Consider the following 18,331-nt stretch of genomic DNA (forward strand, 5'->3'; position numbering starts at 1 on the left):
CCTTCAGAGTTTCTCGGGCGCGGAGACGCCGAGCAGGTCGAGTCCGTTGGCGAGCACCTGGCGGGTGGCGTCGTTGAGCCACAGCCGGGTGCGGTGCAGGTCGGTGACCTCCTCGAGGACGCCGTCGCGCTGAGCCGGACGTACCCGGCACTCGTCGTACCACTTGTGGTACTTCGCAGCCAGGTCTTCCAGGTAACGGGCGACCCGGTGCGGCTCGCGCAGAGCGGCGGCCTGGGCCACCACGCGGGGGTAGTCGCCGAGGATCGCCAGGAGGGCCGACTCGGTCTCGTGGGTGAGGGTCTCCGGGCAGAAGGCGTCCTGGCGGTGCACCCCGTCCAAGGCGGCCAACCGGGCGACATTGCAGGTGCGGGCGTGGGCGTACTGCACGTAGAAGACCGGGTTGTCATTGGACCGTTGCACCAGCAGGTCCAGATCGATGTCGATATTCGAGTCCATCGAGTACCGGGAGATCTGGTATCGCGCGGCGTCGACACCGACGGCGTCGACCAGGTCCTCCATGACCACGACGGTGCCGGCACGTTTACTCATACGGACCGGTTGTCCGTCCTTGACGAGGTTGACCATCTGCCCGATGAGGATGACCAGGTTCTCCCACGGCGTGTCGCCGAAGGCCGCGCACATCGCCATCATCCGACCCACGTAGCCGTGGTGGTCCGCGCCGAGGATGAGGATCTCCATGTCGGCGCCGCGTTCGCGCTTGTCCAGGTAGTAGGCGATGTCACCGGCCAGGTAGGCGGCCTCGCCGTCGGACTTGATGATGACGCGGTCCTTGTCGTCACCGAAGTCCGTGGTCTTCAGCCAGAGCGCGCCGTCCCGCTGTTCGGTACGGCCCAGCTCGGTCAGCCGGCCGATCGCACGGTCGACGGAGCCGTTCTCGTGCAGGGAGTTCTCGTGGAAGTAGACGTCGAAGTCGACACCGAAGTTGTGCAGGCTCTTCTTGATCTGCTCGAACATCATGTCGACGCCGCGGGAGCGGAAGGTCTCCTGCGCCTGCGCGGCGTCCTGGTCCAGGACGCCTGGTTCCTGCGCGACGACCGCTGCGGCGATATCGGAGATGTAGGCACCTGCGTAGCCGTCCTCGGGTGCTTCCTCGCCCTTGGCCGCGGCGAGCAGGCTCCGCGCGAACCGGTCGATCTGCGCCCCGTGGTCATTGAAGTAGTACTCGCGGGTCACCGATGCGCCCGCGGCTTCCAGGACCCGGGCCAGTGCGTCACCGACGGCCGCCCAGCGGGTGCCGCCCAGGTGGATCGGTCCGGTGGGATTCGCGGAGACGAACTCCAGGTTGACGTTCTTCCCGGCCAGGGCGTCACCGCGACCGTAGGACCTTCCCGCCTGGACGATGGTGCGGGCCAGTTCGCCGGCGCTGGCAGCGTCCAGGACGATGTTCAGGAAGCCGGGGCCCGCGATGTCGACCCGGGACACCCCGGGCTGCGACTGGAGGCGGGTGGCCAGGGCCGTGGCGAGCTCGCGGGGGTTCTGGCCTGCTTTCTTGGCCAGCTGCATCGCGATATTCGTCGACCAGTCCCCGTGGTCCCTGTTCCGGGGTCGCTCGACACGGACGGCGGCGGGCACCGCCTCGGGAGCCAAGGGGATGTCGCCTGCGGCGACGGCGTCGCGCAAGCAGCTGGTGATGGTCTGGGCGAGCTCGTCGGGTGTCACCCCGACATACTACGAAGTCAGCTTGCGGAACAAGTTTTCCGTCCGTACTGCGGGAGCCTCGGCTCGAGCAGGGCGACCACCCGCCGGTATACGACAGGCCCGGCGATGAGAGCTGCACCGGAGGGCGCCTTCCCACCTGCCGGTTCCCTTCTTGGGCGTTCGAGCTGGTAACGTTCTCCTGTCACTCGTCATACGGACGACGACATATGAGTGAGCCCCCGTAGCTCAGGGGATAGAGCACCGCCCTCCGGAGGCGGGAGCGCAGGTTCGAATCCTGCCGGGGGCACTCGATGGAGCGAAGGGGCGAGACCGAATCGGTCTCGCCCCTTACTCATGTCCCCGGCCTTCAGGACTATGTCGCGTCGTCACCCGTAACCGGACCGGAGTCCCTTTATCTCCTGCCCCGGGACGACGATGAGCCAGGTGGCTATATGAAGGATCAGACACCCGTGCGACTCTGTGACAGCACATAAGCCGGGAAGGACGGTAAATGACCACGCCAGCACGCAAGCCTGTCTACGACCATGTGCCCGAAAAGGTCGAGACATATGCCTTGCGCCGATTCTTCGCCTTGGATCTCATCGAGAACCTGTTCTTCGGTGTCACCACATTCCTGACCTTCGTCTTCGCCTTCCTCCTGCTCAGGCAGGGGTTGACCCGATGGGTCTCCATCGCCTACCTGCTGGTCTTCTGGGCCGTGCTCGCCTACCTGGCACTGCCACGCCTGCACCGCGTCCTGACCACCCTCTACGTCCCCGACTACTTCATCGGACGCAGCCGGACCAGCGACGGGCTCCTCGGAGACCCCGTCAACCTCGCACTACGGGGCAGCGCCGAACAGATCCACGAAGCCATGACCCGCGCAGGATGGGTCCTCGCCGACCCGGTCAACCTGGCCTCCAGCGCACGGATCGTCACCGCATCGATCACCCGGAAGAGCTACCCAGAAGCGCCCGTCAGCCCACTGATGCTCTTCGGCTCCATGCAGGAGTTCGCCTACCAGCAGGAAGTCGAAGGCAACCCCGCGCAAAGACACCACGTCCGCTTCTGGCCCGCCCCCGAAGGCTGGCTCCTCCCCGGTGGCCACCATGTCGACTGGCTCGCCGCAGGCACCTACGACCGATCGGTCGGCTTCTCGCTGTTCACCTTGCAGGTCACCCACAAGATCGACCGCGACATCGACATCGAACGCGACTACATCGTCGACTCGATCGTCTACGCCGTCCCCGAAGCCACCGTCGACATCATCGAGGACTTCTCCACCGGTTACCACTGCCGCAACGGCGGCGGCGACGCCGTCACCACCGACGGCGACCTGCCCATCGTTCAGCTGGGAGATCTCGTCGTCCCCGGCCCGACGCCCGCCGTCGACCTGAACACCGAATACGGCTACACCACGGCCATCCCGACCAATACCACCCGGGCCGAAGCCAAGAAGAACCGTCATGACCAGCTGCTGACCGAAGTGGGACGGCGCCCGTTCTCCATCGTCATCGCCGGCATCATGACCCTGCTCTCCCTGCTCGGGTCGGTCATCACCGCAGTCATCGACATCAGCAACTTCGACGCCATCAGCGAAGGGCTCTCCCCCGACGAAGAAGGAACCGCCCAGATCATCCTGACGGCCATCGTCATCGGGACCTACCTGATCATGGGCTCGTTGGCCTGGTCGACCTTCCGCGGGAGCAAGACCGCGCGACTCTTCATGCTCGCGCTGCTCTGCCTCTCCCTGGTCGGACAGCTCCTCCAGGCCTTCTATGGCGAACGACCCAACTGGGTCACCATCTCACCGATGAGCCTCGACCTGGCCACCATCTACGCGCTGACCAGCCTCTCCGCCCGACAATGGACGAGCAAGTCCGGACCGGGGAGCCTCGCCGCAGCGCCGAGCTGACCCTCTCCGTTCGTACACGTGGTGCGGGGCCGATGGGATATCCCATCGGCCCCGCGCCACATCGACCAGCGGTCAGATCGAATCCAACGACCGTCCCTTCGTCTCCTTCGCGCACAAGTAGATACACGACCCGATGACCAGGAGCACCGCGAAGAGGAAGAACGCCGGCGGCACCGCGTCCACCGTGACATTCTGCTTGTTCATGTCGCCGCCCACGATCACGCCCATGAGCCCGGGGCCCACGACCTTCGCCATCGCTCCCAACCCGTAGCCCAACCCCAGGCCCGTCGAACGGGCCTCATTGGGGAACTGCTCGGCGCCGAAAGCGTTCAGGATGCCGAAGGCCCCGTCACCGAAGCCCATGATGATCAACACGCCGATGAAGAAGACCGTGCCGGACGTGGACGTCGCGGCGACCACCGCGCCCACCGCACCCAACATCCCGAAGGAGAACATCGTCCACCGGCGACCGATCCGGTCGGCCAGCCAGGCCGAGGCCAGACGGCCCAGAAGGTCGGCGAGGGAAACCCCCATGAACAGGTAGCCGACCGTGGCAGCCGCGTAACCGTAACCCTCCTTCAGCAAGGTCTGTCCCCAGGACTGCACCGTGAACGAACCCAGGATGAAACAGAACGACCCGAGCGTGACGATCACCAGCGGACGCAGGTGCTTGCGGATCACCTGCCCGTAAGACATGCCCTCGTCGACCTTCGCCTCCGGCAGGGCGCCCACCTCGGACACCGGGATCTCCAAGGCCCAGGCCAACGACTCACGCGCCTCGTCCGTACGACCCTGCAGCTGCAGATAACGCGGGGACTCCGGCACCTTCGCCAACCAGGCGAGCAGGAAGATCGGGATCGCACCCAGGGCGATCAGACCACGCCATCCGATGATGTCACCCAACCAGGCCTGCGCCATCGAACCCAGGAAGAGACCCAACGGGATGAACACCGAGGCGAGGCCCGAGAGCAGACCGCGCTGAGCCGCCGGGACGAATTCCTGGACATAAGGGATCGACGTGATGTTCAACCCCCCGACGCCGATCCCCACACCGATACGCAGGATCGCCAACAAGATCCACCCACGGTCTGGCGTAAACACCGACAGCGCGGTGAAACCGACGAAAAGAATCACACACCATTTGAAGGATTGCTTACGACCGATCATGTCGGCCAGGCGTCCCCACATGATGGCGCCCACCACGGTTCCCAAACCGGAACAAGCCAGGATCACGCCGGATTCCAAACCGGTCAGATGCCACGGCTTGACCAGGTAAGAAATGACGAACCCGATCAGGAACATATCGAAGAACTCGGCGATATTGCCGGTGATGGCCAGACCGATCAACGACCGCTGGTTACGCGTCAGTGGATGAGCATCTATCTGTTCCAGCGCCGTCATCGGCGTCGGCTGAGTAGCCGTCATGACAGGGGTCACTTTCTTCACATCGTTGTGGGAAATAGCGCGGCCGCACGACCCGGAGCCGCGAAGGACGAACCGATACGGCCGACCCCGGAGTCAGGACAGGAACAGGACCTGCCACCGGCTCCGGGGTGACGGCGGCGCCCGGACAACGCCGACCGTCCCGCCGCAGAGGGTTTCGCCCCGAGGGGACAACACGTGCCGCAGGATCAGCGCACGATGTCCGTCGTCGTGGGGATCGCCAGCTCGGTAGCCGAGACATGGGTCAGATCGCCGTGATGGGTCAACGCGAACTTCGAAGTACGCAGGCCGTAACCAATACCGGCCTTCACCTCGCCGTCCAGGTACCCGTGCAGACAACCGGCCACGAAGGAATCCCCCGCGCCGGGTCGGTCGATCACCGGCACCGGTTGCACCTCGTAGACGTCCTGGCCCTCGGCCCCGCAGTAATAGACACCCGCGGTCGCATCGGTCGACACCACGTGACGGACACCGCTCCACTCGTGCAAGCGGCGGTTCACCGTCGGCCCGTCACCGTCGATCCCGAACACCTTCGTGCCGTCGGCCCGGGAACAGAACAGGATCGAAACCTTGTCCAACAACGGTTCCAGCACCGACCGGGCCTGCTCAGGACTCCACAACAGGCTGCGATAGTTCACGTCCAGAGCCACATCGACCCCGCGGGCAGCGGCCTGCTCCACCGCATGAGTGACCACGGCAGCGGTCTGCTCGGTCAACGACGCCGTGATCCCGGTGACGAAGAGCACCCGGGTGTCCAGCAGACCGTCCCAGTCGAAGGTCTCCGGAGTGATCTCCCGGAACTTGGTGTGCAACCGGTCGTAGGTCACCCGAGCCGGCATCGGCGGATCACCGGGCTCCATGAAGTACAACGCGATCCGCTCGTCACCGGTGCGGATGACATGGGACAGGTCGACCCCGACGGAGCGGTACTCCCCCATCACCCGAGTGCCCAGATCGGTCGTCGGGATCACCGACGCCCAGGTCGTCCGGCGGGAGAGCTGCGCCAGCAGACCGGCGACGTTGGCCTCCGACCCGGCCGCCGTCATCCGTAGCTGGGTCGCCGTACTCAACCGGTCGCCCTTGCCGACGGTCAGCCTGATCTGCCCCTCACCGAAAGTGGCCAGGTCGTAGGTCGTCATCGTGTCACGCCCTTGCTCGCGTTCGCGGTGCCATAACGGTTCTGGTAGCGGTCCCAGTTCGCTTCGATCTCCTCGTCGGGCAACCGGGTCACCGCGCCGAGACCGCGCGCGATCGCCACGGTCGCCGCGACATCCTCGACCATGACGGCAGCTTGCAGGGCCTTGTCGATGTTACGCCCGACGGTGAACACACCGTGTTGGCGCATCACGATGGCCGGCGAGCGCCCGATGGACCGCACGATCTCGGCGCCGATCTCGTCCCCACCGATCGCGGCATAACCGCCACAGGGGATGTCACCGCCGAACTCGTCGGCGATGGCCGTCAGACAACACGGAATCGACTCGCCCACGGCAGCGAAGGCCGTGGCGTAGCGCGAATGGGTGTGCACGATCGACATGACGTCCGGGCGGGCCCGGTACACCGCGAGATGGGAAGCCGTGTCCGAACTGGGCCCGCGGTCCCCGGCGACCACCCGGCCGTCGAGATCCACGACCACCATGTCGGTGGGTTTCATGTCGTCGTAGAGCATCCCGGACGGTTTGATCGCCACCAGGCCCGTCTGCGGGTCGCGTGCCGACAGGTTGCCGCCGGTCCAGGCCACCAACCCGTGCCTGGGCAGTTCGAGATTGCCCCGACAGACCTCCTCGCAGAGGCGGACGACCGAAGCAGGGAGCTCCTGACCGGCCGGGACACGGGTCGTGGAGACGACGATCCCGGCAGCGGCGAGCTTGCCTTCGATGAACTCCCGAGCGGAGACCGCCCGCTCGAGCCCGCCCTCGGCGTCGTCATTCCACATCTCGATCATCATCCGGCCCGACCAGCCCTGCCGGGCCAGCTCGGCGAAGGCCACGTCCCAGTCGACGATCCCCCCGCCCATCGGCACCCGACGCGGCTCCCCGCGCCGGACGTCCTTGACATGGATCGCCAGCATGCGGCCCTCGCCACGAGCCAGTTCGGCCTCCATCGGCAGCCCCTGCTCGGCGATATTGCCCACGTCCGGGTACAGCTGCAACCACGGCGAATCGATCTGCTCGACCACCGCGAGCGCTTCGGAGACCGAGTCGACGTCGTGTCCGTCGACATTCTCGATGCCCAGGAGGATCCCCCTGCGGGCGGCATGTTCGGCGCCCTTGCGGAGGCAGTCGACGTAGAACTCGCGGGCCCGGGGGTGGGCCTTCTCGTAGTAGTTGTAGTAGCCGGCGACCTGCACGACGGGGATGCCGAGGTCGGCGGCCAGGTCGATCCCCTGGAAGAGCACCGTGCGGGCTTCCTCCCGGACGGCGGGGTCGCTGCTTCCCGGGGCAACCTTGCGGTGCAGGGAAAGGCACAATCCGCCCAGGGCGATCCCGGCGCGGGCGGCGGCCTGGCGTACGGCCACCCGTTCGGCGGTGGTCCAGTTCAGCCGGGCGGCTCGCTCGGTGCTCTCGTCGACGGACAGGTCGATGAAGGCGAAACCGCCCCGGGCGACCTGGTCGAAGAGGTCGTCGTAGGAGCCGTTGAAGCACAGCGCCTTCTCGTAGATGCCGAGTTCGACACAGGGCACCGCTGCGGAACGTTCGTCGACGGGCAGTTCGGTGACGGCGGTGAGTGCGCTCATCCGGCCCACACCCTGGTCATCTCGTCCTTGAGTGCGCGAGCGGCAGCGAGCGGGTCGGCCGCGCCGACGACGGAACGCCCGGCGATGACGATGCCGACCGGATGCCCGGCGAAGGTGGCCAGGTCGGCGGCGGTGATGCCGCCGGTGATGGTGACGGTGAATCCCAGCTCGGCGAGCTCGTCGACCCGGGCGAGATCATCCGCTCCCCAGGAGAGATCCCCGGAGGCCTCCCGGTCCCGGGACCGCTTGACGATGACATGGTCGACGCCGAGTTCCAGCCAGGTGCGTGCCCGCTGGGGGTCGTACCATTCGTCGGCGAGCTCGACCTGGACCTCGCCGCCGTGATCTCGGGTGACGGCGACGACCTGGCGTACGGTCTCCAGGCTGGCGCCGGCCACGACCGACACCAGCGAGGCGCCGGCTTCGAAAGCCATCGTGGCGAGGATGCGGCCGGCTTCGGCGATCCTGATGTCGGCCAGGACGGGCTTGTCGGGGAAGGCTGCTCGGATGGCGCGCACCGCGGACATGCCTTCGGCCAGGCAGAGCACCGTCCCGACCTCGATGACGTCGATCGCGGGGGCGGCCAGCTGCAAAGGTCGCAGCGCGCTGGGCAGATCCGGGGTGTCGAGCGCGATCTGCAACCTCGGGGAGGTCACTGCTGTTTCCCGTCGGCGAAGGCGAAGAACTCGCGGGCGTTGCCGACCAGGAGGTCCTGGACGTAGGCGCGGTCGACGCCTTCGTCGATGAGCCGGGGCGCGAAGACGGCCGGGTCGAAGTCGATGCCGGTGACCGAGCCGTAGACCTTCTGGTAGGACGCCTTGCCGGAGTCGGTGCCCAGCAGGATCTGCTTGCCGAAGCCGTCGGCCTCGAACGAACGCACCAGGTTGACGCGGTGGTGGTCGGGCAGGTACTTGATCCGGTTGGTGCCGTCGAGCTCGAGGTAGCAGCCGAGTTTCATGATCTGCTCGAGGTACCAGACGTCGGCATTGCGCTGGACGTGCCCGATGGCGGTCTTCTCCGGGATGGCACCCAGCCCGAGGAGGAAATGGGCCTGCTCGAGGGCGGCGGTCCCTGCGGTGGTGTGGGTGTTGATCGGGCAGCCGGTCTCCTTGTGGGCGATGACGACCGCTTCACCGGTCTTCTTCTCCCAGTCGGTGATCTTCCCGTAGGCGGTCGCCCACTTCAGGACGCCGGCCTTGGAGGTGTGGCGCTTCACCAGGGGGCCCATGTAGTCGTACTCGTCGACGCCCTCGCAGATGTCGGCGATGAGCAGATCGGCGATCTGGTTCACGGTGTACTGGTGCACCCAGGTGGTGTGGACCTCGAGGTAGACCTTCTGCTGGTGGAACCCGGAGGCCACGATCACCTGCAGGTCGTCGACCTTGTCATCGACCTCGTTGAGCTTGGTGATGGACCGGCCGCAGGCTGCCGGGCACATGTCGACGACGGTGCCTCCGGTGGACCAGTTCTTGCTGGCCTCGACGAAGTAGGTGGCTTCCTGCGCCGCCTTGTCGACGTCGTCGAGCATGTGATCGCCGTCGATGTAGACCTCGCCTGCGCCGACCCGGATGAGGTGGTCGTGGGCGTTGACCACGCCGAGGGTCGAAGGGTCGACGTCACCTTTGATGGTGCGGACGAATGACATATGCCGTCACTCCTTTGTGCCGGGGCCCCCGAGAGATGTGGCCCGCCTGCCCAAGGTGTACGCCCGGGAACACAGGTCGACACAATGTGTACGAGCACATCTGTGCAGATTGAACGGAGAAAGGCCCGGATAAGTGCTGACGAATACCCTGTTCACAAGCCGTAAGGAGAACCTGTCCTCCTTCTAAAAAGCACATTCGTGCACACTTGGACCGTGCAGGAAGGCCGTGAACATCTCTCCCTGCTCGCCCAGGTGTCCCGTTGGTACTACCTGGACGGGCTCAGCCAGGACGAGATCGGGAAGAAGGTCTGTCTCTCCCGGTCCCGCATCTCCCGGCTGCTCTCCGAAGCCCGGCGACGCAAGATCGTCCGGTTCGTCATCGGACACCCGCTCGAACGCGCCATGGCCCTGGAAGAATCCTTGTGCTCCCGGTTTGGACTACGCGACGCCCGGGTCGCCCAGTGCGGCGAAGGCATGAGCCCGCTCACCGCCGTCGCCACCACCGCGGCAGAGGTCCTCGTCGACCTCTGCCGACAGGCCACCGTCCTGGCCACCTCCTCGGGGACGACCTTGAGCGCCGTGGTCGAACAGCTGCCCCACCAGACACTCCACGACCTCTGCGTCGTCCAGATGATCGGCGCACTGTCGAAGGACAGCCCGGTCACCGACTCACCGGATGTCACCCGGCGCATCGCCGAACGCTTCGGCGCCACCTACCGCCTGATGCCGGCGCCACTCCTCGTCGGCTCGCCCCGACTCGCCCAAGCCCTGCGCAGGGAAGAATCGGTGGCCAATGCGCTGGCGCTCGCTTCCCACGCCGATGTCGCGATCGTCGGAATCGGCGCACTCGACCGCGCCGGCATCTCCGGGCCGATCTTCCAAGGCTGGCTGACCCCCGCCGAATGCGACTACCTGGCAGGCCTGGGCGCCGTCGGTCACATCTCCGGACACCACTTCGACGCGAACGGCCGCCACATCCACGCCACCCTGTGCGAACGGGTGATGGCGGTCCCCCTGGACCGGCTACGGTCCATCGACCAGGTCGTCGCCGTCGCCGCCGGAACCGAGAAGGCCCGCGCGATCCAAGGCGCACTCCGAGGCGGCTACGTCGACCTCCTCGTCACCGACACGGTCACCGCCCAAGCCGTCCTCGCCCTGCCCTGACCACCGGGAGCACCCTCCGGCAAGGCGCCCTCACACCGGACTCACCGCCGGGTCGAATCGGTGACCTCCCCCACCAGCTCCTCCAGGACGTCCTCCAGGAAGACCACCCCGTTCACCCCGCCCCCGGCGTCCACCACCCTGGCCAGATGCGCTCCGCTGAGCTGCATACTCACCAGGACGTCCTGGATCTCGTCCTCCGGGGACACCGTCGCCAACGGCCGCACCCGCTTCCACGGCAGAGCCTGCACCCGTTCCTCCTCGTCGGCGTAGAGCACATCCTTCAGATGCACGTAACCGGCGAGGTCACCGGACGGATCCGTGATCGGCACCCGGCTGAACCCTTGCTTCGCCACGATCCGCTCCACGTCCTCAGGGGTGCATCCGCGCGGCAGGGTCACCAGATCGGCCCGTGGAACGGCCACATCTGCAGCGACACGATCACCGAAAGCCAACACCCGTCGTGCCAGACCGTGCTGATCGACGCCGAGAAGCCCCTCCTTCGCCGACTCCACGACGATACGGTCGACCTCTTCGGCCGTGTACGCGCTGCTCACCTCATCCTGAGGTTCCACACCCAAGGCACGGACCAGCGACTTCGCCACCCACTCGAGCACCCGGATCACCGGCCCCAGGGCTCGGGTGACGTACAACAGCGCAGGGGCCAACCACAGGGCCGCCCGATCCGGTCCGGCGATGGCCAGATTCTTGGGCACCATCTCCCCCACCACCACATGGAAGTACGCCACGATCAACAAGGCCGCAGACAGACCCACCAGATGAGAGGCACCCTCGGGCAGACCCGTCCGCGCGATCCACGGAGCGATCAGATGATGGATGGCATCCTCGGCCAAGGCCCCCAACAGCAGCGAACAGACCGTGATCCCCAACTGGGCACAGGCCAACAGACTGGCCACATGCTCCAAGGCCACCAACGCCAGCTGAGCCGACCTGCGCCCGCCCTGGGCCAGCGGCTCCAACTGGCTCCGCCGAGCCGTCATCACCGCGAACTCCGCCCCCACGAAGAATGCGTTCCCCATCAGGAGCAGCACCGAGACCACCAAGGCCGCCCCCGGGCTCACCCGTGGCCTCCGATCTCCCGCGGCAACCGTCCCTCGTCGAGCTGCTGGACGACCGGATCCACCGGCAGCAGACGCACCCGTTCCACCCGGCGGGCGTCCATCCCCTCCACCAGGACCCGCCAACCCACGATCTCCACCTCGTCACCCACCGCAGGAATCCGGCCCAGCACCGCCATCATGAACCCGCCCACCGTCTCGTAGGACGCGCCCTCCGGCAGATCGGCACCCACCCGTTCCCGGACCTCGTCCACCCGCCACGCACCGGGCACCGTCCAACGCCCCCGGACATCGCGTCGGGCCGAGGTCAGCTGCCGGTCGTGCTCGTCGGCGACCTCCCCGACCAGCTCCTCGACCACGTCCTCCAAGGTCACCACCCCGGAAGTACCCCCGTACTCGTCGACCACCATCGCGAACTGGTGCCCGCCCCCGCGCAACAACCCCAGCAACGGTTCCAACCCGATCGTCTCCGGCACCAGCACCGGAGGTGTCATCAGACCCGACACCGGCACCGAAGCCCGCCGCCCGTGCGGCACCGCCACCGCCTGTTTCACATGCACCATGCCGTCCACGTCGTCCCAGTCGTCGCCGAGCACCGGAAAACGGGAATGACCGGTCCGACGCGCGAGCGAGAGCACGTCCGCCGCCGAATCCGTACGTTCCACCGCCACACAACGCACCCGCGGTGTCATCACGTCCGCCGCCGTCCGCGAACCGAAATCCAACGACCTGGTCACCCGGGTGGCCAGATCTTCGTCCAAGGTGCCGACCTGCGCGCTCCTGCGTACGATCGACGCCAGCTCCTGCGGGGTACGCGCCCCGGAGAGCTCCTCCTGCGGGCGCACCCCGAAGGACTCGAGCACCGCATTGGCCGAGCCGTTGAGCACCACGATGAGCGGCCGCACCGCCACGGTGAAGACCCGGACCGGTACCGCCACCACCTTCGCCGTCGCCAACGGGACGGAGATACCCAGGAACTGCGGCACCAACTCCCCGACGACCATGGAGAACAAGGTCGCCACCACCAGGGCACCCCCGGAGGCCACCGCCGACGCGCTCTCCGCCGGAACACCCGCCGCAGTGACCGGGCCGGTCAACAAGGCCCCCACCGACGGCGTCGCGATGTACCCCAACGCCAGAGTCGTCAGGGTGATCCCCACCTGGGCCCCGGACAACTGGGTGGACAAGGTCGCCAACGACGGCAGGACCGCATGCGCCCCGGCATCCCCGCTCTCGGCCGCACCGTGCACGCTGGACCGATCGAGCGCGACCAGGGAGAACTCCGCCGCGACGAAGACGGCCGTCCCCAGGGTCAACAGGATGCCCACACCGACGAGCAACCATTCGGTCATAGTGGCCGCCATCCTAATCCGCCACAAAGCGGACATGGCGGAAGGACATGTCCCGATCGGTGGGATCGACCGTGGAACGACCCCGTTCGCCTTCTTCCGGAACCGCACCAGCCGCCCACCGCGGGGTAGCCTGGCACCGGCGGACCAGCGATGTCGTCGGGTGGTCCGTCATGTGTCCTGGCCGTCACCGGCGACAGACGAAAGAGGCGAGTCCGCCGTGGCAGAATTGCCCGCTCCGAACGATCCCACCGCCAGCTTCGGGCCCAACCAGTGGCTCGTCGACGAGCTCTACGAGCAGTACCTGCAGGACAAGGAATCCGTCGACAAAGCGTGGTGGCCGTTCTTCGACGGGTACGCCCCTCGCCGGGAGAGCAGCCCCCCGGCCGCTCCGGCCGCTCCGGCCGCCCCGGCCGCCACCGCGGCACCTGCTCCAGAGCCCACCCCTCCCACGGCGAGCACGGACGGCCAGGCCGCGCCCCGGAACGAAACGGGTGCGCGAACCTCCGAGAGTACGGTCAGGCCACCCGCGGACACCGCGGCCCGGACCGGGTCCCCCGAGAAGAAGTCCCCGGAGAAGACGGAGAAGAAAACCGAACCGGAGCCGGACACCGCGACGACCCGCCAGGCCCCCGCACAACAGAAGGAACCGACACCGCCTGCGATGCCGATGGGAAAGACCCCGACCCCCCGGGACACCCCACAAGTGAGTCCCCCTCAGGTGCAGGACGCCGAAGAAGTCAAGGCGATCAAGGGCCCCGCGGCCCGCATCGTGACGAACATGGACGCCTCCCTGCAGGTGCCCACCGCGACCAGTGTCCGCGCCGTCCCGGCGAAACTGATGATCGACAACCGCATCCAGATCAATCAGCATCTGCAACGCACCCGCGGCGGGAAAATCAGCTTCACCCACCTCATCGGGTACGCGATCGTGAAGGCGCTCGCCGAGCTTCCCGACATGAACTGCAGCTACCGGGTGGACGAGAAGGGCAAACCACAGCTGGTCCGACCGGCCCATGTCAATTTCGGGTTGGCGATCGACCTTCCGCGCCCTGATGGCACCCGCAGCCTGGTGGTGCCGTCGATCAAAGCCGCCGAGAGGATGGATTTCTTCCAGTTCTGGAATGCCTACGAGGAACTGGTCCGCAAGGCTCGGGGCAACAAGCTGACGGTCGACGACTTCGTCGGGACGACCATCTCGTTGACCAACCCCGGAGGGATCGGCACCGTACAGTCGGTGCCCCGACTGATGCAGGGTCAGGGGTGCATCATCGGCGCCGGTGCGCTCGACTACCCGGCGGAATGGCAGGGCGCGAGCCTGGAGACCGTCGCCCGGCAGGGGATCAGCAAGATCATCACGCTGACCAGCACCTACGACCACCGCATCATCCAGGGCGCCGCGTCGGGCGACTTCCTGCGGATCATCCACCGGTTGTTGCTCGGCGAGGACGGTTTCTACGACGAGATCTACCGCAGCCTGCGCATCCCGTACGAGCCGGTGCGGTGGAAGCGCGACCTGGTGGCCAGCCACGAGGACGACCTGTCCAAGGCGGCCCGGGTGCAGCAGCTGATCCATGCCTACCGGGTCCGGGGCCACCTGTTGGCCGACACCGACCCGTTGGAGTACCGGATGCGACAGCACGACGATGTCGCTCTGGAGACCTACGGACTGACCCTGTGGGATCTGGACCGGGAGGTCGCCACCGGTGGTTTCGGCGGTTCCGAACGGGCCACGCTCCGGGCGATCCTGGACGTCCTGCGGGACAGCTACTGCCGCACCGTCGGCGTGGAGTACATGCACATCCAGGACCCTGACCAGCGGTTGTGGATGCAGCAGAAGATCGAGGTCAAAGCGGAGAAGGTCGGCAGGGACGAGCAGATGCGCATCCTGCGTCGGCTCAATGCCGCCGAGGCCTTCGAGACCTTCCTGCAGACGAAGTACGTCGGACAGAAACGGTTCAGCCTCGAGGGCGGCGAGTCGGTGATCGCGCTGCTCGACCGGGTGCTGTGCCGCGCTGCCGAGGACGGCATGGACGAGGTGTGCATCGGCATGCCGCACCGTGGTCGGCTCAACGTGCTGGCCAATATCGCCGGTAAGAGCTACGCGCAGATCTTCCGTGAGTTCGAGGGCACGCAGGATCCGCGGAGCGTCCAGGGATCGGGCGATGTGAAGTACCACCTGGGCACCGAAGGCGTCTTCGAGTCCGAGGACGGGAAGACCACGAAGGTCTACCTGGCGGCGAACCCCAGCCACCTGGAAGCGGTGAACCCGGTACTGGAAGGCATCGTGCGGGCCAAGCAGGACCGGTTGGACAGGCACGGTGAGGAGTTCACGGTCCTGCCGTTGCTCCTGCACGGTGATGCGGCCTTCGCCGGTCAGGGCGTCGTCCTGGAGACCTTGCAGCTGAGCCAGTTGCGGGGTTATCGCACCGGCGGGACCGTGCACGTCGTGGTCAACAACCAGGTGGGTTTCACCACTGCGCCGACGAGTTCACGAAGCTCGGTGTACTCCACCGACCTGGCCCGGACGATCCAGGCCCCGATCTTCCATGTCAACGGGGACGATCCCGAGGCCTGTGTGCGGGTGGCGGAGCTGGCCTACGAGTTCCGTCAGAAGTTCGCCAAGGACGTCGTCATCGACCTGATCTGCTATCGACGCCGTGGACACAACGAGGGCGACGACCCCTCGATGACGCAACCGTTGATGTACAAGCTCATCGAGGCCAAGCGCAGCGTCCGTAAGCTGTACACCGAGGCACTGGTCGGACGCGGTGACATCACTCTCGAGGACGCTCAGACCGCATTGCAGGACTACCAGGGCCGTCTGGAACAGGTCTTCCTGGAGACCAAGGAAGCCGCCAAGGCCAAACCGGTGGCACCTGCAGTGGGTGCGACCACCGAGATCGACGGCCTGGAACGGCCCGAGGCCCAGGTCGAGGACGAAGTACGCGCGCACCGCAGCCATTCCACCGCGATCAGCACGGAGTTGCTGCACAAGATCGGTGACCTGTGGACCAACTGGCCGGACAGCTTCGAACCGCACAAGAAGCTGCGCAGCATGTTGGAGAAGCGCACCCAGATGACCCGCGAGGGCGGCATCGACTGGGGGATGGGTGAGCTGATCGCCTTCGGTTCGCTGCTCAGCGAGGGGACCCCGGTGCGACTGGCCGGCCAGGACTCCCGCCGGGGCACCTTCGTGCAACGGCATGCCGTCCTCATCGACCGGGCCAGCGCCGAGGAGTGGACCCCCTTGCTCTACCTGGGCGACGGGCAGGCCCGCTTCTGGGTATACGACTCCTTGCTGTCCGAGTTCGCGGCCATGGGCTTCGAGTACGGCTATTCGGTGGAACGTCCCGATGCGCTGGTCTGCTGGGAGGCCCAGTTCGGTGACTTCGCCAATGGCGCCCAGACCATCGTCGACGAGTTCATCTCCAGTTCCGAGCAGAAATGGGGCCAACGCAGTTCCGTGGTGCTGCTCCTCCCCCACGGGTACGAGGGGCAGGGGCCGGATCACAGCTCGGCACGGATCGAGCGGTACCTCCAGCTGTGCGCTCAGGACAATATGACGGTCGCCAACCCCAGCACCCCGGCCAGTTACTTCCACCTGCTGCGCCGCCAGGCGTACTCCCGGCCGCGCAAGCCCTTGGTGGTCTTCACACCGAAGCAGTTGCTGCGCCTGCGTGCGGCGACCAGTGCCGTCGAGGACTTCACCGAAGGAACCTTCGAACCGGCCGTACGGGACAAGGCACCGTTGGACGGCGCGGCGGTCACCCGGGTGCTGCTCGCCTCCGGGCGGGTGGTCTACGACCTGGAGGCCGAGCGCGAACAACGCCAGGACGGAGCCACGGCCATCATCCGGGTGGAGCAGCTCTACCCGACGCCCGGCCGGGAGATCGCCGAGATCGTGAAGCACTACCCGAATGCCGAACTCGTCTGGGCTCAGGACGAACCGGCGAACCAGGGTGCCTGGCCCTTCATGATGGTCAACCTTCCGCAGGCTCTGGCCGAGAATGGCGAGCGCCGACCGATCCGAGTGGTCTCCCGGGCGGCTTCGGCTTCCCCGTCCACCGGTTCGCACAAACAGCACGAGGTCGAGCGGGCCGCCTTGATGAGGGAGTCCTTCGACCGCTGATCCGTCGGGGTGCCCGGTCGGGTCGGCCGGGTCGTCGCCCCGATTCACCGGGGACAGGGCGCGTGCCCCTGTCCCCGGTGAGTGCTGATGTGCGGCAGAATGCATCTCGTGTACTTCACCGACCGTGGAATTGAGGAGTTGTCGGCCCGTCGCGGCGATGAGGAGATCACGTTGGACTGGCTGGCCGAGCAGCTACGCACCTTCGTTGATCTGAATCCGGAATTTGAGATTCCGATCGAGAGGTTCGCGACCTGGCTCGCACGGCTCGACGACGACGAGGACTGAGTAGGCCTGTGAGCAACGAAGAGAGCAAGCCCAGCAGCGGCGCGGGGGCGGCCCCGATGGAGTTCATCGCCAGCGCGGAGGCGCTCGCCACGGACGGGCCACGTGATGTCGGCCTGGTCTTCATGGGGGATTCCTTCGTCGCCGGTTACGGCGACCCCAAGGCGTTGGGGTGGGTGAGTCGGGTCACCGCCCGCACCGCGCATCCTGATCTCAATGTGACGAGCTACAACCTGGGCATCCGGGGGCAGTCGTCGGCGGATCTGTTGAACCGTTGGCGCCAGGAGGGCGCTCCCCGTTGGGAGGGGCGGCGGGAGCGGCGCCTCGTGATGGGGGTCGGGCACGGCGACATCGACCAGGAGCTGACGATCGCCCGGTCTCGGCTCAATATGGCGAATATGTTGGACGAGGCGACAGCTCGGGGCATCTCACCCTTCGTGGTGGGTCCGCCTCCGACTCTCGACGCCGATTTCAATCATGCGCTGGAGCCGTTGGTCGAGGCCCAGTCCGATGTGTGCAGCCGGCGCAGCATCCCCTATGTCGACTGCTACTACCCCCTGTTGGAACACGAACAGTGGCTGGCGGAGCTGAGCGCGGCCGAGGATCAGCGGCACCCCGGCCAGGCCGGATACGGTCTGTTGGCCTGGTTGGTCTTGCACGGCGGCTGGGAACACTGGTTGCAGATCGCGCCCTGACGCGGAAGGGGCCGGCGTGAGCGGGCCCTGATCCGTTTCGGAGCCGGAGGTCATCGATATCCCGAACGTGTCCTTGTGCGTCCTTGTGCACCTTCTCATCGAGCGCGGCGTGGTCAGCGTGAACGACCGCGTGCCGACCCCGGACGACGCGCAGGACGTCGAAGTCGACTGAGGCCAGCCAGCGGGAGTTGCGCCCGATGCCGCAGCCCACGTCGAGGGCCCGGCCTCCGGGCG

The 18,331-nt window shown here is 66.7% G+C and carries 13 protein-coding genes, 1 tRNA gene and 1 pseudogene; 6 read left to right on the forward strand and 9 right to left on the reverse strand.

All coding sequences use genetic code 11. The annotated features are described in order from the left end of the window. Window positions 1-3: 3 nt before the first annotated feature. Entirely contained in the window at window positions 4-1,680 is a 1,677-nt protein-coding gene (gene argS / locus AUCHE_RS01485) for an arginine--tRNA ligase (RefSeq protein ID WP_006501485.1), read from the reverse strand. Window positions 1,681-1,894: 214 nt separating this feature from the next. Here argS and AUCHE_RS01490 point away from each other — a divergent pair. Both AUCHE_RS01490 and AUCHE_RS01495 read left to right on the forward strand, forming a co-directional pair. Beyond that, window positions 1,895-1,966 (forward strand) — tRNA-Arg (locus tag AUCHE_RS01490). 204 nt (window positions 1,967-2,170) lie between these two features. After that, complete coding sequence (locus AUCHE_RS01495) at window positions 2,171-3,574, forward strand: LssY C-terminal domain-containing protein (protein WP_006501486.1); 1,404 nt, start codon at window positions 2,171-2,173, stop codon at window positions 3,572-3,574. Window positions 3,575-3,646: 72 nt separating this feature from the next. Here AUCHE_RS01495 and AUCHE_RS01500 read toward each other — a convergent pair whose 3' ends face one another. From AUCHE_RS01500 to AUCHE_RS01525, 5 genes are all read right to left on the reverse strand, one after another. After that, a complete protein-coding gene (locus AUCHE_RS01500; RefSeq protein WP_006501487.1) occupies window positions 3,647-4,999 on the reverse strand; it encodes an MFS transporter in 1,353 nt (450 codons plus the stop codon). Between the two features lie 206 nt (window positions 5,000-5,205). Further along, window positions 5,206-6,156 (reverse strand): sugar kinase, encoded by a 951-nt coding sequence (locus AUCHE_RS01505; RefSeq protein WP_006501488.1) that lies wholly within the window; start codon window positions 6,154-6,156, stop codon window positions 5,206-5,208. Next, entirely contained in the window at window positions 6,153-7,754 is a 1,602-nt protein-coding gene (locus AUCHE_RS17825; RefSeq protein WP_217994326.1) for an L-ribulose-5-phosphate 3-epimerase, read from the reverse strand. The genes AUCHE_RS01505 and AUCHE_RS17825 overlap by 4 nt, the downstream gene beginning before the upstream one ends. After that, on the reverse strand, window positions 7,751-8,410 hold the full coding sequence (locus AUCHE_RS01520; protein ID WP_006501490.1) for a 3-dehydro-L-gulonate-6-phosphate decarboxylase: 660 nt from the start codon (window positions 8,408-8,410) through the stop codon (window positions 7,751-7,753). Before AUCHE_RS01520 ends, AUCHE_RS17825 begins: the two co-directional genes overlap by 4 nt. Further along, complete coding sequence (locus AUCHE_RS01525; protein ID WP_006501491.1) at window positions 8,407-9,399, reverse strand: phosphotriesterase family protein; 993 nt, start codon at window positions 9,397-9,399, stop codon at window positions 8,407-8,409. Before AUCHE_RS01525 ends, AUCHE_RS01520 begins: the two co-directional genes overlap by 4 nt. 213 nt (window positions 9,400-9,612) lie before the next feature. Between AUCHE_RS01525 and AUCHE_RS01530 the strand changes: the two genes are divergently transcribed. Further along, window positions 9,613-10,563 carry a sugar-binding transcriptional regulator gene (locus AUCHE_RS01530; protein WP_162137209.1) on the forward strand — a complete coding sequence of 317 codons (951 nt, stop codon included), beginning with the start codon at window positions 9,613-9,615 and terminating at the stop codon, window positions 10,561-10,563. A 41-nt stretch (window positions 10,564-10,604) separates the two neighbouring features. Here AUCHE_RS01530 and AUCHE_RS01535 read toward each other — a convergent pair whose 3' ends face one another. Next, window positions 10,605-11,642, reverse strand: a complete 1,038-nt coding sequence (locus AUCHE_RS01535) for a hemolysin family protein (RefSeq protein ID WP_006501493.1) — start codon at window positions 11,640-11,642, stop codon at window positions 10,605-10,607. Then, a complete protein-coding gene (locus tag AUCHE_RS01540; protein WP_006501494.1) occupies window positions 11,639-12,991 on the reverse strand; it encodes a hemolysin family protein in 1,353 nt (450 codons plus the stop codon). The genes AUCHE_RS01535 and AUCHE_RS01540 overlap by 4 nt, the downstream gene beginning before the upstream one ends. Before the next feature lie 217 nt (window positions 12,992-13,208). Here AUCHE_RS01540 and AUCHE_RS01545 point away from each other — a divergent pair, with 217 nt between their 5' ends. From AUCHE_RS01545 to AUCHE_RS01555, 3 genes are all read left to right on the forward strand, one after another. Beyond that, window positions 13,209-17,120: a multifunctional oxoglutarate decarboxylase/oxoglutarate dehydrogenase thiamine pyrophosphate-binding subunit/dihydrolipoyllysine-residue succinyltransferase subunit gene (locus AUCHE_RS01545; RefSeq protein WP_006501495.1), complete on the forward strand. Its 3,912-nt coding sequence runs from the start codon at window positions 13,209-13,211 to the stop codon at window positions 17,118-17,120. 108 nt (window positions 17,121-17,228) lie between these two features. Continuing rightward, complete coding sequence (locus AUCHE_RS17065) at window positions 17,229-17,405, forward strand: DUF6104 family protein (RefSeq protein WP_006501496.1); 177 nt, start codon at window positions 17,229-17,231, stop codon at window positions 17,403-17,405. Between the two features lie 8 nt (window positions 17,406-17,413). Continuing rightward, window positions 17,414-18,097 carry a GDSL-type esterase/lipase family protein gene (locus AUCHE_RS01555; RefSeq protein ID WP_006501497.1) on the forward strand — a complete coding sequence of 228 codons (684 nt, stop codon included), beginning with the start codon at window positions 17,414-17,416 and terminating at the stop codon, window positions 18,095-18,097. 52 nt (window positions 18,098-18,149) lie between these two features. Here the strand turns inward: AUCHE_RS01555 and AUCHE_RS17865 are convergent. Beyond that, a pseudogene (locus AUCHE_RS17865) lies at window positions 18,150-18,311 on the reverse strand (hypothetical protein); the annotation flags it as partial. Window positions 18,312-18,331: the final 20 nt, after the last annotated feature.

The sequence above is a fragment of the Austwickia chelonae NBRC 105200 genome (genome assembly GCF_000298175.1).
Lineage (GTDB): Bacteria > Actinomycetota > Actinomycetes > Actinomycetales > Dermatophilaceae > Austwickia > Austwickia chelonae.